Here is a 22398-nt window from a genome sequence, read left to right as displayed (position 1 = left end):
GACTCACATAGGTCACTATTTGTTTAGCTCGCCTTAGTAGAAGACAGCAGGTTGCGTACTCTGAGGATCAGAATATGGTATGGAAAAGCTAAATTCCCACCCTCTGTACTGCTGTTTGACGTCCATTGCTGTTGGTGAGGAGCCTTTTGAGTTAGGGCACGGAATCACACTCTCTCGCTCCTACGCGCATGTGATGTCCCATACCATGCTTGCGGTCAAGCGGCCGGAGAAACCGAACCAGCCTCATCCAGGTCCTTGGGCTGCAACAGGCGATGGATTTGGGTTTGACTCCGATGTTGTCCTTCATATTCCCTCGACGTACAGGCGCCAGGGCATGAACTCCTCGGAAGTCGCGATGCGACTCACTGCGCTTATGCGAATGTGGGTTGATCCACGCATCCGCCTAACGATGATGTCCGCTGAGCCTCCAGAAAAGATAGCAGGGACTGTTTCTCGTGTACACGTAGCGAATGCAGTGGAAGTTCAGCCATGGTATTTCCAACTTCATCCAGCAACTGAACGCGACACGAAGGAAGATTTGAACTGGATCAAGAAGCACTGGGAAACCGCACTTGATCTGACACAACAAAGCGCCGCGTTTAGCCTGGGACTTGATGCCATTGCTCAAGTCCAGCTCATTCACAGCTCCGCACTTGGTTTGGTTTCGGTGTGGGCGGCTCTTGAGGCTCTCTTCACCTCGTCCACAAGCGAACTACGCTTTCGAGTGTCAGCGATGATCGCCGCATACCTTCACCCACCAGGACCGCCTCGGATCGCTGAGCACAAGCGAGCGATGAAACTCTACGATGCTCGGTCAGCCGCAGCTCATGGAGCCCCCAAGCACACTGCCAATGATCTTCTTAACTCCTTGGAAATTCTGAGGAGGGTTCTTATCAAGATGGTTTACGAAGAAAAAGTACCGGCCAGAGAAGATCTTGAGTTGCTTCTATTCGGGAGTTGACGAGAGGCACTCACTTCTAAGATGTGACATGGCAGTCGCGAGCATTTGGCTGGGCTCACACCCACCACCGGCTTGGTAAAAAGCGACCCAATGGGCATTCTTTTTTCTGTCTGCATCTCTCGCCAACAGTTGCTTGTTTAGATTGGCACCGGAAGGATGCCATCGCCCTTAAACATCCCCCGAATCCCCCGCACCGCCTGCCGAATCCGCGCCTCGTTCTCGATCAGCGCAAAGCGCACATATTCATCCCCCTGGTCGCCAAAGCCAATGCCGGGCGACACGCACACCTTGGCCTTGTCCAGCAGCTGCCGCGCAAACTCCAGCGAGCCCAGCGCGCGATACGGCTCGGGGATGCGGGCCCAGATGTACATGCTGGCCTTGGGGCAGTCCACGGCCCAGCCCGCTTCGGTGAGGCCCTTGTAGAGCACGTCGCGGCGGCGCTGGTACTGGGCGGCGATGTCTTTCACGCACTGCTGGTCGCCCTCCAGGGCAGCGATGGCGGCTACCTGCAGGGGGGTGAAGGTGCCGTAGTCGTGGTAGCTCTTGATGCGGGCCAGCGCGGCCACCAGGTCGGGGTTGCCCACCATGAAGCCCACGCGCCAGCCAGCCATGTTGTAGCTTTTGCTCAGGGTGAAAAACTCCACCGCCACGTCCTTGGCGCCGGGCACTTCCATGATGCTGGGCGCGCGGTAGCCGTCGTACACGATGTCGGCATAGGCCAGGTCGTGCACCACCAGGATGTCGTGCTTCTTGGCAAGGGCGATCACGCGCTCGAAGAACGAGAGGTCCACACACTGCGCGGTGGGGTTGCTGGGGAAGCCAAAGATCATCATCTTGGGCTTGGGGTAGCTGCCACGGATGGCCTTTTCCAGCTCTGCGAAGAAGTCCACATCGGGCGCCACGGGCACGCTGCGGATGTCGGCACCGGCAATCACCGCACCGTAGATGTGGATGGGGTAGCTCGGGTCAGGCACCAGCACGGTGTCGCCCCGGTCCAGCGTGGCCAGCATCAGATGGGCCAGGCCTTCCTTGGAGCCGATGGTGACGATGGCCTCGGTGTCGGGGTTGATGTCCACCGCGTAGCGGTCTTTGTACCAGTGGCTGATGGCGCGGCGCAGGCGCGGGATGCCTTTGCTGGCGCTGTAGCCATGGGTGTCCGGCCGCTGGGCCACTTCGGTGAGTTTGGCGACGATGTGCGGTGGTGTGGCCCCGTCGGGGTTGCCCATGCTCATGTCGATGATGTCTTCGCCCCGGCGGCGGGCGGCGAGCTTGAGCTCGGCCGTGATGTTGAAGACGTAGGGAGGGAGGCGATCGATGCGCGCAAAACGGCGCTTGCCCTGCGATGCAGACATGCGGTGTGACTTTCACGTAAGCGCCCGGAACCGTCCGAGCGACGTGGCTGACAGAAAGGCCAGCCCGCAGCCAATGTAGCGCAAGCTGCGGGCAGCACTCCAGCCCTTTGTGCGCAGTGTGGCGGCAATGCCGCAGTGGGGACGAGGGCTTGCCGCCGCCTCTACGATGGGCGCATGAACACCCTCCCATCCGCAAACCCCACTGCCCTGCCTGCCGACCATCCCTTGGCCCAGGCGCAGGTGCTGGCCTTCGACATCTTTGGCACCGTGGTGGACTGGCACGGCAGCATTGCGCGCGAGGTGCGGGCACTCTATCCCCAGGTGGATGCGGATGCATTTGCACTGGCGTGGCGCGCGGGCTACCAGCCCGCCATGGCGCGGGTGATGCGCGGCGAACAGGGCTGGACGCTGATCGATGCCCTGCACCGGCAGATCCTGGACGAGATCCTTCCGCGCTTTGGGCTGGCACACCTGGGTGAGGCCGAGCGCCAGCACCTCAACCGCGCGTGGCACCGGCTCCATGCCTGGCCCGACAGCGTGCAGGGGCTGACGCGGCTCAAGCAGCGCTACACCATCACCACGCTATCGAACGGCAACATCGGCTTGCTGACCAACATGGCCAAGCGCGCTGGGTTGCCCTGGGACTGTGTGCTGAGCGCCGAGGTGTTCAAGGCCTACAAGCCCCATCCCGACACCTACCTGGGCGTGGCGCGGGTGTTTGACCTGCCGCCACAGCAGGTGGCGCTGGTGGCAGCGCACCACGACGACCTGGCCGCTGCGCGGGGCTGTGGCCTGCGCACGGCGTACATCGAACGGCCACACGAGTTTGGCGTGGCACAGCCCAAGGATGTGTCGCCGCAGCCGGGCAATGACCTGCATGCCAAGAACCTGACCGATCTCGCCAGCCTGCTGGGATGCTGAACGGCCAGCGGTGTGTGCGTCAGTGCGCCACCAGCAGCTGCACAAACATCTGCACCTTGGCGCGGCATTCGGCGCTGATGGAGGTGAACTCCAGCCCGGCCACCCATTCATCGCCCTCCTGCTTGAGGGTGACGACCCGGGCGTACACATCGGCCACGCGGTAGTCCACCAGCGGCAGCTCAAACTCCAGCTTGATCTCGCTGTGGGGTTCCAGCGGCTCGATCAGCTCCACCAGCAGGCCGTGGTAGCCAATGTCGCGGATGGCGCCGTGCACGATGTGTGGCACCACGATCTTGTCCTGCATGCGCTGGCACAGGCAGGGCAGGCGCGCGTCCACGCGGTGGCTGCGACGGAACTCCTGGCGGGGCACCTTGAGCTTGTGCGAGGGGATGGCGATCAGCTCACGCAGGCTGACGGGCTGCGTGCGCCCCTTGACGAACACCTGCATGGGCGCAGACGCCGACACCAACCCCCAGCAGCGCTGGTACGTGGAGTCGCTGATAAGCACCTGGCCCCGCAGGCTCAGCGCCTCAATGCGCGACGCCAGGTTCACGGCCTCGCCGATCACCGTGTATTCGGAATACACATCCGAGCCAAAACGCCCGGCCATCACAGTGCCCGTGTTCACGCCGATGCCCAGAAACACCTCGGGCAACCGCTCCGTCAGGTGTGCCAGGTTCAGCTCGCGCATGGCGATCTGCATCTCCACCGCACACAGCAGCGCGCGGTCCACGTCGTCGTCGCGGGCCACCGGGGCGCCAAACAGCACCATGATCGAGTCGCCCATGAACTTGTCGATCGTGCCCTGGTACTTGAACACCACTTCGGACAGCCGTGCCAGGCAGCGGTTGAGCGCCGCAATGACCACCGACGCCGGCTGCGAGCCCGACAGCGCGGTGAACCCGCGCAGGTCGGCCAGCAGGATCGTGACCTCACGCGGCGCCACGGCCAGGCCGTCGGCGGCAGCACCTTCGGGGTTCTCCATGCCGTGCAGGATGTCGGCCATCTCGGCCTGCGCCGCCTCGCCCAGGGGCTTGCCGGTTTCGCGTTCGATCAGCGCCTGCAGGCGGCGCACGGCGTCGTGGTGGAATTCTTTGTGCATGGAGGTCTGGGGCGTGGGGCGGCTGGGCTTTTGTGGGTGGGGGCAAGGGTGCCCCGCGCCACCCAGAATATGCGCCGCCCAGCGGCTGGTCAACCGGTGAAAACACCGCGGGCAAAGCAGCAACAGCGTTTGCTGCAGCACCCACACCCCATCAGGGAACAGGGCATGAGCGCGTGAGCAGCTTCACAGCGCCTTTTTGGTCTTTTTAGCTCCAAGCGCTAGAACCACATGCGCTAACCGCTATCAATCAAATAGCAATTGATGGTTTTCCACCGTCACCTGGCAGTCACCCGGTCCACACACACAAACTCTCCCACCGCGCCGTCATAGTCCCAGCGGGCTGCCACCCTTGCCTGACCGTCTGGCGCAGCGCCCGATGCCTCGGTGCTGAGCACCACCAGGCTGTTGGGGCTGCCGTGCCGCAGGCGGTGCGACACCGCCGTGCCCGCACTGCTGGCCCACAGCCCCGGTACCGGCTGCAACAGGCGCGGCTGGTGAACATGGCCGGACAGCAGCATTTGCGCACCGGCAATGCGCCAGCGCTCCACGGCCTCGTCTGCGCGGTGGGGTCGGTGGTCGCGGTCCTCGGCGTCGCGCGCCACCAGGGGGTGGTGGCTGGCCACAATGCGCCATGCACCCGGGGGTGCACGCGCCAGCAGCAGCGCCACATGCTCGATCTGGGCAGACGACAGGCTGCCGCGCTCGTGCCGCCAGGCGCGCGTGGTGTTCACGCCCACCACGTAGAACGCACCCATCTGCCGTACGGGCTCTTGGTCCATGCCGAACTGTTCGGAGAACCGCTCGTACGACCGGCCCCAGCGCATCCACCACGCGAACAGGGGCAGGTCGTGGTTGCCCGCCAGCACCAGATTGCTGCGCGCATGCAGGCCCCGCACAAACCGTGAGGCCTGTTCAAACTGCTGCGCGGTGGCGCGCTGCGTGAGGTCGCCCGATACCACCACCATCGCTACCCCCAGGCGCTGCGCCAGCCGCTGGACAGCGGCGCATACCACCGGGTCGTGCGCGCCGAAGTGCAGGTCCGACAGGTGCATCAGAACAGTCATGGCAGGTGGTCAAAGGCAGCGGGTGGACGCAATGGCGAACGCAATGGTTGCCGCGTCATGCAGGCAGCAAGCCGGGTGCGGCGGGGCCGGGCTCAGGCGACTCGGGCGGGATTGCGGCGTACTGATCATCAGCAGTGGGCTGGGTCTGCGGTGCGCCATCCCGCGCCAGGGGGCTGGGCGCCACCAGCCACAGCGGCCGCCCACTGATGCGGAAATGCAGGGGTGGTGCCATCCATTCCCGCTCGCCGTCAAACGCCACCTTGACCTGCGGGGGCCTCCAGCTGGCGGGTGCCACGGTCAGCTCGGAACACGCCATGCTGACCACCGCATTGTCTTTGTGCAACTGGCCTGTGGCCGCGTTCCACACGGTGCGGGCAATGGCCCAGCGGCCCTGGGGCTTGAGCATCACCACGGCCAAGTGCCCGCCGTCGGCCACCTTCTGCGCCTGCGGCAGGCCCATGCGGTCCAGCTGCAAGGGGTTATTGCCCACAAACAGGGTGGTGACCAGATGCTCCTCCTGCTGCGCCTCGGCGCCCTGGTGGGTCTTCATCACCACGCGCCAGCGGCGGCCCGATGCGGGACGAAACAGGCTCCACACCGCCGCCGCTATGGCCACCCAGCGCTTGCGGCCAAAGCGGCGCGATGCCATCTCGCGGTCGGCCAGCATCTTGGGGTACACGCCCACGCTGGCGTTGACCACAAACATGCGGCGGTTCACAAACCCCACCTGCACCGGCCGCAGGTCGCCCGCATCCAGCGCCTGCAGCAGCTCTTGCACGGCGGTCTCGGGGTCCAGCGCCAGGCCGTGCTCGCGGCTGAAATAGTTGAACGTGCCCATGGGCACCACCCCCAGAGGCACCCCGGCGCGCCGCGCCGCCGACGCTACGGCGTTGATGGTGCCGTCGCCCCCGGCGGCCACCACCAGTCCACCATCGTCCTGCGCGGCCTGGGCGGCTTGCTCGGCCAGCTGCACGATGTCGGCGCGCCGGTCAGGCACGTGCCACACCACGTCATGCGCCTGCAGGGCAGGCACACCTTCGAGCTTGGCGCGCAGCAGGTCCAGGTCGGCACCTGGCCGCCGTGGCACCACCAGATGGATAGGGCCACGGGGCTGGGGAGGTAGGGTGTATTCCGAAGGTGTCATTCAAAAACTCTGCAACAAACAAGAGCAACCCCACAGCGCACTGGACAAATCGCAGGCGCCGGGCGAACCCGCAGGCCCACACCACGCCACGCGCGCCAGCACGGATGACAGGGCACTCCATGATGACAAGCGGCCGACCCGCGCGCAGCCGGTAGCCACGCCTACCCTCTGTCAGCCTGCGCCGACAGCTGCAGCGACGATGCAATACACCCATCACGCAACGGGATGCTGGGAACTTCGGTACAACCCACGGCTTCTCTCCATGGGCAGACGCCCTGCGGGTGCATCAACAGAAAGGACCCACTATCTCCATGACCACGACCTCCAGCGTTTTGGCCGCCACCGACATCGGCGCCCTGCTGGCGCAACACCCCCTGGGCTGGTGGATGGCTGGCTTGCTGGCGTTTGCCCTGCTGGGTAGCGCTGGATTGACCGGCTTGCGCAGCCTGCGGCAGCACGCAGGCGCACCGCTGGGCCGCGTGTTTCCGGCACAGGCGCGCTGGGTGCTGGTGGCCGCCATGGCCGTATCAGCCTGCACGCTGGCTCTGGCAGGTGCCGCGCTGGCAGAGCTGGCCGAAAGCGGGCGCGCCCCAGGCACCTGGGGCGCACTGGACGACGCGCTGGCCGCAGGCCTGCAAGCACAGGCATCGGCCACCGTGCTGCAGTGGTTTGCCACCCTCACCCACCTGGGAGACACCTGGGTGCTGACGGTGCTGACGCTGGGCGTGGCGGCCGCGCTGTGGCTGCGCCATCACCGCCTGCTGGCCACCGGATGGCTGGTGGCCATGGCAGGCAACGGCGCGTTGACCAAGGTGCTGAAGAATCTGTTCGAGCGCGTGCGACCCGAGCACACGCACGGCATTGCAGAGGCCAGCGGCTACAGTTTTCCCAGCGGGCACAGCAGCGCATCGATGGTGGCCTATGCCATGCTGGCCTACCTGGCCACGCGGCTGTTGCCCCGCACCTGGCACCTGCCTGCGGTGGTGCTGGCCGGTGCGCTCATCTTCACCACCGGCTGGAGCCGTGTGGTGCTGCAGGTGCACTACGCCAGCGATGTGCTGGCAGGCTGGCTGCTGGGCGGCACGTGGATGGTGTGCACCGTACTCATCATGGAGAGCGTGTCGCGCTGGCGGCGCCCTGCCCTCGGCGCCGTGATGCAACGGCCGTGAGACGTCAGATGGCCACCAGGTTGCGAATGCCCTTGGCTTCCATCTCGCTACCTGGCCCGCGGGCGATGACCTCGCCCCGCTCCATCACCAGGTACTCATCGGCCAGTTCCTGCGCGAAGTCGTAGTACTGCTCGCACAGCAGGATGGCCATCTCACCCTGGTCGGCCAGCATGCGGATCACGCGGCCGATGTCCTTGATGATGCTGGGCTGGATGCCTTCGGTGGGCTCGTCCAGGATGAGCAAACGCGGGCCGGGGGCCAGCGCACGCGCAATGGCCAGTTGCTGCTGTTGACCACCTGACAGGTCACCGCCCCGGCGCTTGAGCATTTGCTTGAGCACGGGGAACAGCTCGTACAGATGCGGGGGCACAGGGGTGGAGCCGCTTTTGTAGGCCAGGCCCATGCGCAGGTTTTCTTCCACGGTCAGGCGGCCGAAGATTTCGCGGCCTTGCGGCACAAAGCCGATGCCTGCGCGCGCGCGGTCGTAGGGCGTGGCCTTGTCGATGGGTTTGCCGTCGAAGCTGATGCTGCCGCTCTTGATGGGCACCAGCCCCATGAGGCTTTTGAGCAGCGTCGTCTTGCCCACGCCGTTGCGGCCGAGCAGCACGGTGACCTTGCCCGGGGTGGCGGTGAGGCTCACGTCACGCAGGATGTGGGAGCCGCCGTAGTACTGGTTGATGTTCTGGACGGTGAGCATGGTGACTTGGGATGTTTTGGGCCGCTAGCGCTAGTTCAATATGCGCCGGCAGCTATATTTTTGATAGTGAATACTTTCACCGGCCGAGGTACACCTCAATCACGCGCTCATCGGTCTGTACCTGGTCGAGCGTGCCTTCGGCCAGCACCGAGCCATCGCACAGCACCGTCACCTTCTCTGAGATGGTGCGGATGAAGCCCATGTCGTGCTCCACCACCATGAGCGAATGTTTGCCCTTGAGCGTGAGGAACAGCTCCGCAGTGCGGGCGGTTTCTTCATCCGTCATGCCGGCCACGGGTTCGTCCAGCAGCAGCAGCTTCGGGTCCTGCATCAGCAGCATGCCAATCTCCAGCCACTGCTTTTGCCCGTGGCTGAGGTTGCCCGACTGGCGCGTGACGCTGTCGGCCAGGTGAATGGTGTGCAGGATCTCGGCCAGGCGGTCCGACTGTGCGGAGTCGAGCTTGAAGAACATGCTGGACTTCACGCCCTTGTGGGTCTTGAGCGCCAGCTCCAGGTTCTCGAACACGCTGAGCTGCTCGAACACCGTGGGCTTCTGGAACTTGCGGCCGATACCCAGGCTGGCGATCTCGGGCTCGTTGTGGCGCAGCAGGTCGATGGTGGAGCCAAAGAACACCGTGCCTTTGTCGGGCCGGGTCTTGCCGGTGATGATGTCCATCATCGTGGTCTTGCCCGCGCCGTTAGGGCCAATGATGCAGCGCAGCTCGCCGGGGGCGATATCGAGGCTCAGGCCGTTGATGGCCTTGAAGCCGTCAAAGCTGACATGCACGTCTTCCAGGTACAGGATGCGGCCGTGGGTCACGTCCACTTCGCCCGGCGTGGCAATGCGCGAGAAGCCTGCCGCGCGGCCACCCGACTCGGTCTGGCCCAGTGCGACGGGCGCCAGCGTCTTCTGCAGCCGCCGCGCGCCTTCTTCCATCAGATCGGGCGTCATTGCGCGGCTCCCTTCGTTGTTGTCATTTTTGCCTTGAGCTTCTTGACCAGCCCCACCACACCGTCGGGCAGGAACAGCGTGACCGCAATGAACAGCGCGCCCAGAAAGTACAGCCAGAACTCCGGCGCCGTCACCGTGAGCCAGCTCTTGGCACCGTTGACGATGAACGCCCCCACGATGGGTCCGATGAGTGTGGCGCGCCCGCCCACGGCCGCCCACACGGCGATCTCGATGGAGTTGGCGGCGCTCATCTCGCCGGGGTTGATGATGCCGACCTGGGGCACATACAACGCCCCCGCCACGCCGCACATCATGGCGCTGATGGTCCAGATGGTGAGCTTGTAGGGCAGCGGCGAATAGCCCGAGAACATGACGCGGCTCTCGGCATCGCGCACCGCCTGCAGCACGCGGCCAAACTTGCTGCGCACCAGCCAGCGCGCCAGCAGGAAGAAGCCCAGCAGCGACAACCCCGTCAGCACAAACAGCGTCATGCGCATGTTCTGCGTGGCGATGGGCGTGCCCAGGATGCGCTTGAAGTCGGTAAAGCCGTTGTTGCCGCCAAAGCCGGTTTCGTTGCGGAAGAACAGCAGCATGGCCGCATACGTCATGGCCTGCGTGATGATGGAGAAGTACACACCCTTGATGCGCGAGCGGAAGGCGAAGTAGCCGAACACAAACGCGATCACGCCAGGCACGGCCACGATGAGGATCAGCGTGGCGATGAAGCTGTCGGACAGCGCCCAGTGCCAGGGCAGCTCCTTCCAGTCGAGGAACACCATGAAGTCCGGCAGGTCGCTCTTGTAGTTGCCGTCGCGGCCGATCTGGCGCATGAGGTACATGCCCATCACGTAGCCGCCCAGCGCAAAGAACAGGCCGTGGCCCAGGCTCAGGATGCCGGTGTAGCCCCAGATCAGGTCCATGGCCAGTGCACAGATGGCGTAGCACATGATCTTGCCGAGCAGCGCCACGGCGTAGTCCGACAGGTGGAACATGCTGCCTGCGGGCACCCAGAGGTTGAGCACGGGTGCCACGGCGCACACCACGATGAGCGCCACGATGAAGGCCGACCAGCCACCGCGCGTGAGCAGCGGCGCCGGTGCGGGCAGTTGGATGTTGGGAGAGGTTGGCGTAGTCATGATCAGTCGTCTCTGGTGCTTCAGTCGGCCGTACGCCCTTTGACCGCGAAGATGCCCTGGGGCCGCTTCTGGATGAAGATGATGATGAACACCAGCACCGCAATCTTGGCCAGCACCGCGCCCGCCCAGCCTTCGAGGAACTTGTTCAGGATGCCCAGGCCCAGCGCGGCATACACCGTGCCCGCCAGCTGGCCCACGCCGCCCAGCACCACCACCATGAAGGCATCCACGATGTAGCTCTGGCCCAGGTCCGGCCCCACGTTGCCCACCTGGCTCAGTGCGCAGCCCGCCAGGCCCGCAATGCCCGAGCCCAGCGCAAAGGCCATGGTGTCGATGCGCGCAGTGTTCACGCCCATGCACGAGGCAATGGGGCGGTTCTGCGTCACACCACGCACGAACAGGCCCAGGCGCGTGCGGCCGATCAGGTAACCCATGCCCAGCAGCACGGCGATGGCAAAGCCGATGATGACGAGGCGGTTGTAGGGCAGCGTGAGGTTGGAGAGCACCTGCACGCCACCGCTCATCCACGCGGGGTTTTCCACACCCACGTTCTGCGCGCCAAAAATCGTGCGCACCAGTTGCATCAGCACCAGGCTGATGCCCCAGGTGGCCAGCAGCGTCTCCAGCGGGCGGCCGTACAGAAAGCGCAGCACGCCGCGCTCCAGCACCGCGCCCACGGCGGCCGAGGCGCCAAAGGCCAGGGGCAGCGCGGCGACCAGATACCAGTCGAACGCACCCGGAAAATACTTCTGGAAGATGCCCTGCACCACATAGGTGGCGTAGGCGCCGATCATCATCAGCTCGCCGTGGGCCATGTTGATCACGCCCATGAGGCCGTAGGTGATGGCCAGGCCCAAGGCGACGAGCAGCAGGATGGAGCCCAGGCTGATGCCCGAGAACGCAGCGCCCAGGCGCTCGCCCCAGGCGAGCTGGCCTTCCATCGCGCGCAGTGCGGCCTGCAGTGCGGCCTTGACCTTGGCGTCTTCTTCGACCGTGACGCGTTCGTTGAGCAGCAGCCGCGTATCGGGTGTGGCGCTGAGCGACAGTGCCTGTGCCGCAGCGATGCGCTGTGCAGCGTCGTCACTGCCCAGCAGCGTGGCGGCGCGCGCCAGCTCCAGCTGGGTCTTGATCTTGTCGTTGGTCTCCTGCGCCAGTGCCTTGTCTAGCAGGGGCAGGCGGCCCGCGTCAGGTTCCTTGGTCAGGGCCTTGGCGGCGGCCATGCGCTGGGATTCATCCTTGCCAAACAGCGCCAGGCCCGCCAGGGCCGTGTCGATCTCACCGCGCATGCGGTTGTTGTTGATGATGTCTTCTGCATCAGCGGGCACAGGGACCTCAGCACCGGTGACAGGGTCGATGCCCTTGTCATCGCGCACGATCAGCGCCTTGCCGTCAGCCACCTTCACCGCGTCGTCGGCCAGCGCCTGCAAAAAAGCGGCGGTGCGTTCGCTGGGCTCCACCACGGCCTGCTGCACGGCGGCCACACGGTCGTCGGTTTCACCAGCGGCCATGGCCAGAGCCTGCTCGGCGGTAAGTGCGTACGCCTGCGCAGTTGCACACAACACAACGCAGGCGATCAGACGGGAGAAAAAAGAGAAAAGCATGGAAGGGCCAGTGGGTGAAAGAAACGACCAGCCTCTGCGGTGAGCGCAGCCCATGCCAGCGCCCCCGCGCAAGGGCCGCCCCGCCGTGATGGGGGCGTCTCCCTCCCACGCGCAGCGTGAGAGAGGGGGAAGCGGCATAGCCGCTCAGGGGGAGATCACTTCTTTTCAGGCTCGTCCTTCTTCTTGTCGTTGCCTTCGATGTACGGGCTCCATGGCTTGGCCTTCACGGGGCCGGGGGTCTTCCACACCACGTTGAACTGGCCATCGGCCTTGATCTCGCCGATGAACACGCTCTTGTGCAGATGGTGGTTTTTCTCATCCATCTTGCTCACGATGCCGCTGGGTGCCTTGAAGGTCTGACCAGCCATGGCGGTGATCACCTTGTCGACGTCCGTGCTCTTGGCCTTTTCAACCGCTTGCTTCCACATGTTGATGCCGATGTAGGTGGCTTCCATCGGGTCGTTGGTGAGCGGCTTGTCCTTGTGGCCGGCAATGTTCTTGGCCTTGGCGTAGTCGCTCCACTTCTTGATGAACTCGGTGTTGGCCGGGCTCTTGATGGACTGGAAGTAGTTCCAGGCAGCCAGGTGGCCCACCAGCGGCTTGGTGTCCACACCGCGCAGCTCTTCCTCGCCCACCGAGAAGGCGACCACGGGCACGTCCTTGGCCTTCAGGCCGGCGTTGCCCAGTTCCTTGTAAAAGGGCACGTTGGAGTCACCGTTGATGGTGGAGACCACGGCCGTCTTGCCGCCCTGGCTGAACTTCTTGATGTCGGCCACGATAGTCTGGTAGTCAGAGTGGCCGAAGGGGGTGTACTTCTCGTCGATGTCCGAATCCTTCACGCCCTTGGACTTGAGGTAGGCGCGCAGGATCTTGTTCGTGGTGCGGGGGTAGACGTAGTCGGTGCCCAGGAGCACCCAGCGCTTGGCGCTGCCGCCGTCCTTGCTCATCAGGTAGTCCACTGCGGGGATGGCCTGCTGGTTGGGCGCGGCGCCGGTGTAGAACACGTTCTTGGACAGCTCTTCACCTTCGTACTGCACGGGGTAGAAGAGCAGGCCGTTCATTTCTTCCACCACTGGCAGCACCGACTTGCGCGACACCGAGGTCCAGCAGCCGAAGATGACCGAGACCTTGTCCTGGCCGAGCAGCTGCTTGGTTTTTTCAGCAAACAGGGGCCAGTTGGAGGCCGGGTCCACCACCACGGGTTCGAGCTTCTTGCCCAGCACGCCGCCCTTGGCGTTGATCTCGTCGATCGCCATGAGCACGGTGTCTTTCAGCACGGTCTCGGAGATGGCCATGGTGCCCGACAGGCTGTGCAGGATGCCGACCTTGATCGTGTCCTGGGCGTGGGCTGGCAGCGCAGACAGGCCAGCGAGCGTAGCGACGGCCGCGAGGGCCTTGAGGGAATAACGACGTTGCATGTGTGCTTCTCCGGTGGTGGCTTCAATCAGGGAATCAATCAAACCGCTTCGCCCGGTGGGCCCCGGTGTGGAGCCCCTGTGGATCGGGCGATGGAATGGATTCTGGAGAGCATGGCCAGTTGGCGAAATACGCCGGGTGGCGTACACGCCCGGGGCGGGCCCGCATCACACGGGGGCCGTTGCAAGGCGACTCACCACCCCAGACACACCCCACAGGCGCACAGGGGCCGGGATGGAATTCACTATGAAAACAATAGCTGTTACGGCATATATCACTAGCGCTACCAGCCCATTTCATGCAAAAACCTTGACCAGCAAAGGTTGTGAAGTATCCGTAGAATTCAAGGGTTTTCCCTATATTCAGCGCACTTGGCCCCATCGGCCCCGGTGCCGCCCCTCTGCCCCGCTGCGCTCCATGAACCTCCCTCTGCTGGCCCTGGCCATTGCCGCTTTTGGCATTGGCACCACCGAATTCGTGATCCTGGGGCTGCTGCCCGAAGTGGCAGGTGACCTGTCCGTCTCCATCCCCGCCGCCGGCATGCTGGTGTCGGCCTACGCCCTGGGCGTGGCCGTGGGTGGGCCGCTGCTGGCGGTAGCCACCGCGCGCTGGCCGCGCAAGACCACGCTGACCTGGCTGATGGTGCTGTTCATCGTGGGCAATGTGGGTTGCGCGCTGGCCCCCAGCTATGCGTGGCTGATGGTGGCGCGCGTGGTCACCTCGTTCTGCCACGCCGCGTTTTTTGGCATTGGCGCCGTGGTGGCCGCCAGCGTGGTGGAGCCCCACAAGCGCGCCCAGGCCATGGCGCTGATGTTCACCGGGCTCACGCTCGCCAACGTGCTGGGCGTGCCGCTGGGCACGCTGCTGGGCCAGCACCTGGGCTGGCGCTCCACCTTCTGGGCGGTGGTGGTGATTGGGGTGCTGGCCGTGGCCGCCGTGGTGCGCTGGGTGCCACACCTGCGCCACCAGATCAGCGGCAGCGCGCTGGGCGAGTTCCGCGTGCTGCGCATTCGCCAGGTGTGGCTGGCGCTGGCGGTGAGCGTGCTCGCATCCACCAGCATGTTCACGCTGTTCACCTACATCACGCCCATCCTGCGCGACGTGACCGGTGTGTCGCCCCAGAACGTGAGCGGCGTGCTGCTGCTGTGCGGCGTGGGCCTGACCATTGGCAACCTGCTGGGCGGCCGCCTGGCGGACTGGAAGCTGCTGCCCTCGCTGATGGGCATCTTTGCCGTGCTGGCGGGGGTGCTGGCAGCGTTTTCGTTCACCAGCGTGTGGCTGTGGCCTGCCGTCATCACCGTGGTGGTGTGGGGCATGGTGTCGTTTGCGGCGGGCACGCCGCTGCAGGCGCGGGTGGTGTCACAGGCAGGCGATGCGCCCAGCCTGGCGTCCACACTCAACATCGGAGCGTTCAATCTGGGCAATGCCATCGGTGCCTGGCTGGGGGGCGCGGTCATTACGGCCGGGTGGTCGCTGCAGGCCATTCCGCTGGTGGCGGCCGCCGTCACGCTGAGTGCGCTGGCGCTCACGACCTACATTGCCTGGCTGGACCGGCAGCCCACGCACAAGGCTCCGGCGCTGGCCGACTGCAAGGCAGCCTAAGCCGTTTCGGTGCGCTCGAACGCCACATAGCCGTCTTCGATGGCAGGCAGGATCTGCAGCACCTCGAAATACGGCACGGTGAGCAGGGGGGAATCGCGCAGCCGCTCCATGAAGTCGTAGTGCTTGAGCGGATCATCCGTCTCCACCAGCATCAGGTCGCTGCAAGGCGCCACGAAGGCCTCGGCGTCGAAGTGGCGCAGGCGCAGGGCCCCCTGGTAGCGGGGCAGCAGGGCATGCAGGTGCGCCTCACCCAGCGCGCGCCTTTGCTCACGGGGCAAACGCAGCCACTCGGGCAGAGCACGCAGGTGGATGAAGAAGGCATAACGGGTTGCCATGGGGTGATCTCCGGGGGTCGATGAGAAGACAGGTGTTGAGCCAGCAGGCCTGAATCAAGCCGTGCGCAGCATGCGCGCCAGCAGCCCGGGCGCCCAGCGCTGCAGGTGCCAGGCCGCGCGTGCCTTGCCAATGCGGATGTCGGTGTGCCCCGCCAGCAGGCCGCGGACCAGTGCCTGTGCAGCGACATCGGGAGGGATCTTGCCGCGCCCTCGGCCCCGGGTCATGGGCGTGTCCACCAGCGGCATCACAGCGTGAACCACCCGCACTGGGCTGCCTTGCATCTGCACCCGCAGCGCCTGGGTGAACAGGTCCAGCCCGGCCTTGGTGGCGCTGTAAACCGCCGCCGTGCGCTTGGGGCAAGAGCCCAGCACCGACCCGACATTGACCACCCATGCGCGCTGCTGGGCCTGCAAATGGGGCAGCAACGCGCGCGTCAGCGCCATCGGCGCCAGGAGGTTGAGCTCGACCTCCGCGCGCATGTCCTGTGCCGTGTAGCCGGCATCGTCCACCCGCAGGTCGTGCTGGATGCCCGCGTTGTTCACCAGCGCGCCAATATCGGGATAGCGCAGCAGCCACTGCGCCGCCAGGCCATCCATCTCGTCGATGCGGGACAAGTCGGCCACCCAAGGCTCGATTAGCTCATGGGCGTCTGCCAGCGCCTGCAGTGGCTCGGCATGGCGTGCCACTGCCAGCACCGGTACGCCGCGCCGGGCCAGCTCCAGGGCCAGCGCCCGGCCAATGCCCGAGCTGGCGCCGGTGACGATGGTGCGGGGCAACGGGCCTGCGGACGTGGCCTGGCGTGCGGTGGTGGGGGTGCGAGCGTGTGACATGGGCCGCACTCTAGGCATGGCTCCGTCGGTCGTCATCAACCCAGGTTAATTGCGAACAGAAGGGATCTCGACCCCATGCACGGCGGCCGCGACACGGCGCCACCACGCGGCATACTGCGCGCCATGGCACCCCTCCAGCCCCCCGCCTTCTGGTCGCTCCTCACCCATGCGGCGGGCACACAGGCCCTGCCCGACTGGAGCACGGCAGAGCGCGCCATCACTACGCACACGGTACTGGCAGGCGGCACGGTCTTTCTGCAGGGGGTACAGCACCCGTATGTTTACACCGTTCAAGAGGGCTTGTTCAAGCTGAGCTACCTGCAGGATGACGGCACGGAATGGATCAAGTCGTTTGCCGAAGAGGGACGCTTTTTTGCCAGCGTGTCCGCCTTGCAGCCGGGGGGCCGCACGGCCTTCATGGTGACGGCCATTGAGTCCGCCACCCTGGAGCGCATCGACCACGGCGTGCTGCTCGCGCTAGCAGAACGCCACCTGCCGTGGGCGAAGGCGCTGTACCAGCTGACCCTGGTGTACGCCGCGCGCAAGGAGACGCGTGAGCGCGAACTGCTCACCCTCAACGCCGAAGGCCGCTACCGCGCCTTCCTGGCATCACACCCCGACCTGGCGCTGCGCATCCCACAAAAAGACCTGGCCCGCCACCTGGGATTGACGCCCGTCGGGCTCAACCGCATTGCCATGCGCGTGCGGCGCAGCGTCACATAGCCGACACTCTTCAGCGGCACACCAGTGCGCAGTGGCGCTAGGATGGCCCCCTGCCCTTGCCACCCGGCGATCGCCATCGAAGGCGCCGGCGTGCACTTTCTCAACCGCTCAGGACAATCCATGGTGAAACGACGCACAGTGCTTCTCGGTGGCGCCGCAACAGCCGGCGCGCTGGTCATCGGCTGGGGCGTAGTGCCCCCGCGCCAGCGGCTGCACACCGCACAGCCCCTGCCCCAGGCCACAGGCCAGGTGGCGTTGAATGGCTGGCTCAAGGTCGGCGCCGACAACACCGTGACGGTGATGATGGCCAAGTCCGAAATGGGCCAGGGCGTGCATACCGGGCTGGCCGCCATCCTGGCCGAAGAGCTGGACGCCGACTGGGGCCAGGTGCGGCTGGAGATGGCCCCCATCGACGACATCTACAACAACCTGGCCACGGTGGTGGACGGCCTGCCGTTCCACCCCGACAACGACGGCTCCATCAAGGCCGTGGCAGGCTGGCTGACTGCCAAGACCATGCGCGAGGTGGGCGTGATGATGACCGGCGGCTCCAGCAGCATCAAGGACCTGTGGCGTCCCATGCGCGAAGCCGGGGCCCACGCCCGCGCCATGCTCATCAACGCAGCGGCCGTGCAATGGAAGGTGCAGGCCGCTGAATGCAAAGCCAACGCCGGCGTGGTGGAACATGCGGCAGGCCAGCGCGCCACGTTTGGCGAACTGGCAGCACTGGCCGCGCAGCAGCCGCCACCGGGCAAGGTCTCCCTCAAGGAGCCCGCGGCATTCAAGCTGATCGGCAAGCCGCTCACGCGCATCGAGGCCCCTTCCAAGCTCGACGGCAGTGCGGTGTTTGGCATCGATGCCCACCCGCCCGGGCTGCTGCACGCCAGCGTGGTGATGTGCCCCACGCGCGGCGGCAAGGTGGCCCAGTTCGACGGTGCTGCCGCGCAAAAAATGCCTGGCGTGAAGCAAGTGCTGGCCGTCGCGCCGTACCACGGTGGCACCGGCGGCGTGGCCGTGATTGCCGACACGCCCTGGCACGCCAAGAAGGCCGCCGCCGCAGTCACCGTGCAATGGGACCACGGCCCCGCCGCCACGTTGTCCAGCGCCGCCGTCATGACCCAGCTGGCCCAGGCGCTGGACCAGGCCCAGGGCTTTGGCTACCACAGCGTGGGCGATGTGGACCAGGCGCTTCAAGGTGCGGCAACCACGCTCATCGCCGACTACCGTGCGCCCTATCTGGCCCATGCCACCATGGAGCCGATGAACTGCACGGTGCAGGTCAAGGACGGCGCCGCCAGCGTGTGGACATCCACCCAGGTGCCGGGCCTGGCACGCATGGCCGCCGCCAAGGCCCTCGGCATCGCCGACGACAAGGTGACCGTGCACCAGCTGCTGCTCGGCGGTGGCTTTGGCCGGCGGCTGGAGGTGGACTACGTGGCCCAGGCCGCCGCCATTGCCAAGGCCGCCGGTGGCGCGCCAGTGCAGACCCTGTGGTCCCGCGAGCAGGACATGCAGCACGACTTTTATCGCCCCGCGTGCATGGCCCGGTTCAAGGCCGGGCTGGACGCGCAGGGCCAGCTGGTCGCCTGGCACAACGTGTCGGTGGGCCAGGCGATCGTGCCGCAGGTGCTGGCGCGCACCTTTGGCCTGCCGGGCGCAGGGCCCGACAAGACCGCGTCCGAAGGCGCGTTCGACCAGCCTTACGAGTGGCCCCACGCACGCATTGCCCACGAGATCATCGACCTGCCCCTGCCCGTGGGCTTCTGGCGCTCGGTAGGGCATTCGCACCAGGCATTCTTCAAAGAGAGTTTTGTGGACGAAGCGGCCCACGCCGCCAAGAAGGACCCGGTGGCGTTCCGCGCAGCCCTGCTGCAAAAACACCCGCGCCACCTCAAGGTGCTGCAAAAGGCAGCCGAGCTGGCGGGCTGGGGCCAGCCGCTGGCACCGGGCGCGGCGGGCGAGCAGCGCGCGCGCGGCGTAGCACTGCACCAGTCGTTCGGCTCCATCGTGGCACAGGTGGCCGAGGTGTCCGTAGGCGCCGACAAGGCCATCCGCGTGCACCGCGTGGTGTGCGTGATCGACTGCGGCGCGGCCATCAACCCCAACCTCATCACCCAGCAGATGGAGAGCGCCGTAGTGTTTGGCCTCACGGCGGCGCTGCATGGCGAAGTGACGATCAAAGACGGCCAGGTACAGCAAAGCAATCTGCACGACTACCCCCTGCTGCGCATGGCCGACTGCCCCCGCGTGGAGACCCACATCATCGCCAGCGCCGAACCGCCCGAAGGCGTGGGCGAGCCCGGCGTACCGCCCATCGCGCCCGCTGTGGCCAATGCCTTGTTTGCCCTCACCGGCCAACGCCTGCGCGCGCTGCCGCTCAAGCTCAGCTGACCCGACGCACCGGAGCCCCCATGACCACCACCATCACCCTCAACGGTAAACCCGTCGCCGTCAACGCCGAACCCGACACACCCCTGCTGTGGGTGCTGCGCGGCGAGCTGCAGATGAACGGCACCAAGTTTGGCTGCGGCATGGCGCTGTGTGGCGCCTGCACCGTGCACCTGAACGGCGAGCCGGTGCGCGCCTGCATCACGCCCCTGTCCGCCGTGGGCAGCGCCCACATCACCACCATCGAGGGCCTGCAGGGCCCCGAAGCCACCGCGCTGCGCGCCGCCTGGACCGCAGTGGACGTGGCGCAATGTGGCTACTGCCAGAGCGGACAGCTGATGTCGGCCTGCGCGCTGTTGAAGAAAATGCCGCAACCCACCGACGCCGACATCGACGCCGCCATGTCAGGCAATGCCTGCCGCTGCGGCACCTACCCGCGCATCCGGGCAGCGATCCACCAGGCGGCAGGCAGCAAGACCGCCTGACATCAACTATTTATTTGATAGCAATACAGCCAAAAGATGTAAGCGCAATCTGGTGCTTTGGTGCAGCATGGCGGTTCTCACACGGTCGCTTGGCAGCGCACGCTGGCGCATGTGCCCGAGGGGGAGCCCGAAGGACGCCGACAGCTGGTGTGGCAAGGCCCGCCGCCACCTTCGCACGCACGGCGCATGGGGCCGGAAACTGGATGCGCTGGGGAGGTGTTGCAGGCGCGGCGCAAGGCTCCTGACGCCCCGGGGCAGGCTACACGCATACCACGCCCGTCAATTCAACCGCGCAATGCCTGCCTGGTCCTGCGCTGGGCTGAGCCAGTGCACTGCGGCATCACCGCCGTGTGGAACCTCGGCGCAGTGCACCGCGTTGCGTCCCCTCTCCTTCGCACGGTACAACGCCAGGTCGGCCAGATTCAGCAGTGCTTCAAAGTCCATGCCCGCGACCGGGCGCAGGGTGGCCACACCGATGCTCACCGTGACCAGTACCGTGGCCCCGGCGTCGTTGGCGGGCACCTGAAGGGCCGCCACTTCGGTTCTGAGCGATTCGGCCACGTGCAATGCACTGGCACCATCGGTTTCGGGCAACACGATGACGAACTCCTCGCCCCCAAAGCGGGCCACGATATCCACACCATGGCGCTGGCGCGCAGCGCACGCCTGGGCCACCGCGCAGATCACACGATCACCCGCCAGATGGCCCCAGGCGTCGTTGACCGCCTTGAACAGATCAATGTCCACCACCAGCAGCGACAGCGGGTGGCCGAAGCGCTCAGAGCGTTTGCACTCGTTGGCGCCCAGCTCCATCAGCGTGCGGCGGTTGGACAGACCCGTGAGCGAGTCGTTGGCAGCCAGTCGCCCCAGCGCAGCGTTCAGCTCCTGCAGCAGACGGTTCTGCTCCACCAGCTGGCGGTTGATCTGTGCGATCTCGTCCTCTTTTTGCTTGCGGTCGTGGATGTTGAAGGTGACCCCGATCAGGCGCTTGCCTGGCTTGGCGCTGCTGCGGTCCATGATGCGACCATAGTTGGCAAACCAGATCCACTCACCGGCCTTGGAGCGCAACCTGAACTCGGCGCGGTATTGCGGTGTGACGCCGGCCACGTGGTCAGCCACCGCCTGGCGCACGATGTCCAGGTCACCGGGGTGAAACAGGCCGTAGATATCCTGCAATTCCGTCACCATCTCGGCCTCAGAAAAGCCCAGCTCCGCAAAGGTCTTGGTCGCCTTGTGAGTGACCTGGCCGGTCACCAGGTCGTTCTCCCAAAGATCCAGCCCGGCGGCCTCCAGCACCAGCTCCAGCCGCTCGCGGTTCAGGTCTTCTTTGTCAACCATGGTGCTGGGCATCGACAACCGTGTACATCCAGGGGAGGCTTGGTGGATGTCATCCCCATGCGTGGCAGGCGGGCGCTGATCATGGGTGGCACGATACGCCACCTCCGTGTGTTGTCAACCTGTCTCCACCGTGGCGAGGCACCGCGTGGCCCCTCCGCCACTACCGGGGAAAGCACGCAGGTACGGAGCAGCGCCTTCGCCTATGCTCTGCCCAGCGGTTATCCTGACAGTGCACACTCCTCCAAGACACCATGAGCACCCTTGAAAAATCCCCTGTCTACGGCACCGAAGACCTCTTGATCAGCCTGTGCAACTCGGTCACGCGCGTGCTGGGCGTGGCCACCCACAGCCAGATCCACTACTCCGGCATGGTGCAGCGCATCAGCAAGACCTGCCTGAAACCCGACATCGGCTGCTTTGTGCTGTTTGACGGCGGCTTCTCGGGGCTGGTGATCATCAACTTCTCGGGCCAGGCGGCGATGGAGCTGTACGCCAACTACCTGCTGAACATGGGCATGTCCAAGGACGACCTGGTCAACTCGTACACGTCCGACGAAGTCAGCAACGTGATGGGCGAGCTGATGAACCAGGTGGTGGGCGACTTCACCGGCAAGGTGCGGCGCGAACTGCAGACCCACATCACGCAGAACCAGCCCAAGATGCTGGTGCTGAACAAGCAGGTGCAGCTCTCTGTGGACGCCAACCTCGACAAGCCCGAGGCCCGGCGCGTGACCTTCTACACCAGCAACAACAACATCTTCTACCTCGAACTCGCCATCGACCGCACCGAGTTCATCAAGCTCTACGACTTCGAAGCGCAAGAGGCCCCCGACCCCGACGCGCTGATGGCCCAGTCGCAAGAAGCCCCGCCCGTGCCCGCCCCACCGCCTGCCGGCCAGGACGATACGGATGCACTGCTCAAGTCGCTGGGGATGTAGCAATACTACAAAAGTGATAGCTGCCAGCGCATGATGCACTAGCGCTTGCAGCCATTTTTCCTTAAGAACGCGGGGCGGACGCTACAGCAGCGCCCGCCCCGGCACTCACTGCCAGCCGTAGCGCCGCACGTACCAGCGCTTCATCACCGTTGTCAGCAGCACATAGCCCGCCAAGATGCCCACCAGCCACGGAAAGTAAGCCAGCGGCAGCGCCTGCAGCTTGAAGTGCCCGGCCAGCGGCCC

20 protein-coding genes and 1 pseudogene are annotated in these 22398 nt (G+C 65.4%); 9 read left to right on the top strand and 12 right to left on the bottom strand.

Features of this window, described 5'->3' with window-relative positions; genetic code table 11:
- Positions 1-334: 334 nt before the first annotated feature.
- Complete coding sequence (locus ISS20_RS08485; RefSeq protein WP_291435572.1) at positions 335-961, top strand: hypothetical protein; 627 nt, start codon at positions 335-337, stop codon at positions 959-961.
- A 137-nt stretch (positions 962-1098) separates the two neighbouring features.
- Here the strand turns inward: ISS20_RS08485 and alaC are convergent, their stop codons facing one another.
- Positions 1099-2313 carry an alanine transaminase gene (alaC, locus tag ISS20_RS08480; protein ID WP_291435570.1) on the bottom strand — a complete coding sequence of 405 codons (1215 nt, stop codon included), beginning with the start codon at positions 2311-2313 and terminating at the stop codon, positions 1099-1101.
- A gap of 174 nt (positions 2314-2487) precedes the next feature.
- On the opposite strand from alaC, the gene ISS20_RS08475 reads away from it, so the two are divergent.
- On the top strand, positions 2488-3234 hold the full coding sequence (locus ISS20_RS08475) for a haloacid dehalogenase type II (protein WP_291435568.1): 747 nt from the start codon (positions 2488-2490) through the stop codon (positions 3232-3234).
- A 19-nt stretch (positions 3235-3253) separates the two neighbouring features.
- On the opposite strand, the gene ISS20_RS08470 is transcribed toward ISS20_RS08475, so the two are convergent.
- Entirely contained in the window at positions 3254-4336 is a 1083-nt protein-coding gene (locus ISS20_RS08470) for an adenylate/guanylate cyclase domain-containing protein (protein WP_291435566.1), read from the bottom strand.
- Between the two features lie 275 nt (positions 4337-4611).
- Positions 4612-5400: a metallophosphoesterase gene (locus ISS20_RS08465; RefSeq protein ID WP_291435564.1), complete on the bottom strand. Its 789-nt coding sequence runs from the start codon at positions 5398-5400 to the stop codon at positions 4612-4614.
- Positions 5401-5606: 206 nt separating this feature from the next.
- Between ISS20_RS08465 and ISS20_RS23660 the strand changes: the two genes are divergently transcribed.
- Positions 5607-6224, top strand: a complete 618-nt coding sequence (locus ISS20_RS23660) for a hypothetical protein (RefSeq protein ID WP_366827877.1) — start codon at positions 5607-5609, stop codon at positions 6222-6224.
- Here ISS20_RS23660 and ISS20_RS23655 read toward each other — a convergent pair.
- Positions 6173-6544 (bottom strand): annotated as a pseudogene (locus ISS20_RS23655) (acylglycerol kinase family protein); the annotation flags it as partial. The gene ISS20_RS23660 and the pseudogene ISS20_RS23655 sit on opposite strands and share 52 nt — an antisense overlap.
- Positions 6545-6855: 311 nt before the next feature.
- Here ISS20_RS23655 and ISS20_RS08455 point away from each other — a divergent pair.
- A complete protein-coding gene (locus tag ISS20_RS08455; RefSeq protein WP_291435560.1) occupies positions 6856-7713 on the top strand; it encodes a phosphatase PAP2 family protein in 858 nt (285 codons plus the stop codon).
- 4 nt (positions 7714-7717) lie between these two features.
- Here the strand turns inward: ISS20_RS08455 and urtE are convergent, their stop codons facing one another.
- The 5 genes from urtE to urtA form a co-directional block, all read right to left on the bottom strand.
- Positions 7718-8410, bottom strand: a complete 693-nt coding sequence (gene urtE / locus ISS20_RS08450) for an urea ABC transporter ATP-binding subunit UrtE (RefSeq protein ID WP_108626704.1) — start codon at positions 8408-8410, stop codon at positions 7718-7720.
- Positions 8411-8486: 76 nt separating this feature from the next.
- Positions 8487-9362, bottom strand: a complete 876-nt coding sequence (urtD, locus tag ISS20_RS08445; protein WP_291435556.1) for an urea ABC transporter ATP-binding protein UrtD — start codon at positions 9360-9362, stop codon at positions 8487-8489.
- Positions 9359-10498, bottom strand: a complete 1140-nt coding sequence (gene urtC, locus ISS20_RS08440) for an urea ABC transporter permease subunit UrtC (RefSeq protein ID WP_056060630.1) — start codon at positions 10496-10498, stop codon at positions 9359-9361. Before urtC ends, urtD begins: the two co-directional genes overlap by 4 nt.
- A gap of 20 nt (positions 10499-10518) precedes the next feature.
- Entirely contained in the window at positions 10519-12099 is a 1581-nt protein-coding gene (gene urtB / locus ISS20_RS08435; RefSeq protein ID WP_291435553.1) for an urea ABC transporter permease subunit UrtB, read from the bottom strand.
- A gap of 155 nt (positions 12100-12254) precedes the next feature.
- Positions 12255-13517 (bottom strand): urea ABC transporter substrate-binding protein, encoded by a 1263-nt coding sequence (gene urtA / locus ISS20_RS08430; protein WP_291435551.1) that lies wholly within the window; start codon positions 13515-13517, stop codon positions 12255-12257.
- Between the two features lie 415 nt (positions 13518-13932).
- Here urtA and ISS20_RS08425 point away from each other — a divergent pair, with 415 nt between their 5' ends.
- Positions 13933-15117, top strand: coding sequence for an MFS transporter (locus ISS20_RS08425; protein WP_291435549.1), 1185 nt, complete (start codon positions 13933-13935; stop codon positions 15115-15117).
- On the opposite strand, the gene ISS20_RS08420 is transcribed toward ISS20_RS08425, so the two are convergent.
- Both ISS20_RS08420 and ISS20_RS08415 read right to left on the bottom strand, forming a co-directional pair.
- Entirely contained in the window at positions 15114-15452 is a 339-nt protein-coding gene (locus tag ISS20_RS08420; protein WP_291435547.1) for a darcynin family protein, read from the bottom strand. The two genes, ISS20_RS08425 and ISS20_RS08420, sit on opposite strands and share 4 nt — an antisense overlap.
- A gap of 54 nt (positions 15453-15506) precedes the next feature.
- Positions 15507-16283, bottom strand: a complete 777-nt coding sequence (locus ISS20_RS08415; RefSeq protein WP_291435545.1) for an SDR family NAD(P)-dependent oxidoreductase — start codon at positions 16281-16283, stop codon at positions 15507-15509.
- A 75-nt stretch (positions 16284-16358) separates the two neighbouring features.
- On the opposite strand from ISS20_RS08415, the gene ISS20_RS08410 reads away from it, so the two are divergent.
- The 3 genes from ISS20_RS08410 to ISS20_RS08400 all read left to right on the top strand — a co-directional run bounded on the left by ISS20_RS08410 (position 16359) and on the right by ISS20_RS08400 (position 19879).
- On the top strand, positions 16359-17006 hold the full coding sequence (locus ISS20_RS08410; RefSeq protein ID WP_291435543.1) for a Crp/Fnr family transcriptional regulator: 648 nt from the start codon (positions 16359-16361) through the stop codon (positions 17004-17006).
- Positions 17007-17126: 120 nt separating this feature from the next.
- Positions 17127-19397: a xanthine dehydrogenase family protein molybdopterin-binding subunit gene (locus ISS20_RS08405; protein WP_291435541.1), complete on the top strand. Its 2271-nt coding sequence runs from the start codon at positions 17127-17129 to the stop codon at positions 19395-19397.
- A gap of 20 nt (positions 19398-19417) precedes the next feature.
- On the top strand, positions 19418-19879 hold the full coding sequence (locus tag ISS20_RS08400; protein WP_291435539.1) for a (2Fe-2S)-binding protein: 462 nt from the start codon (positions 19418-19420) through the stop codon (positions 19877-19879).
- Positions 19880-20158: 279 nt separating this feature from the next.
- Here ISS20_RS08400 and ISS20_RS08395 read toward each other — a convergent pair whose 3' ends face one another.
- Positions 20159-21217, bottom strand: a complete 1059-nt coding sequence (locus tag ISS20_RS08395; RefSeq protein WP_291435537.1) for a sensor domain-containing diguanylate cyclase — start codon at positions 21215-21217, stop codon at positions 20159-20161.
- Positions 21218-21468: 251 nt separating this feature from the next.
- Between ISS20_RS08395 and ISS20_RS08390 the strand changes: the two genes are divergently transcribed.
- Positions 21469-22155, top strand: a complete 687-nt coding sequence (locus ISS20_RS08390; protein WP_291435535.1) for a DUF3334 family protein — start codon at positions 21469-21471, stop codon at positions 22153-22155.
- Positions 22156-22398: the final 243 nt, after the last annotated feature.

This window comes from Acidovorax sp. (assembly GCF_016783915.1).
Classification (GTDB): domain Bacteria; phylum Pseudomonadota; class Gammaproteobacteria; order Burkholderiales; family Burkholderiaceae_C; genus Acidovorax.
Note: the sequence above shows the minus strand (reverse complement) of the source record. Positions and strands in the feature narration are given on the sequence as shown.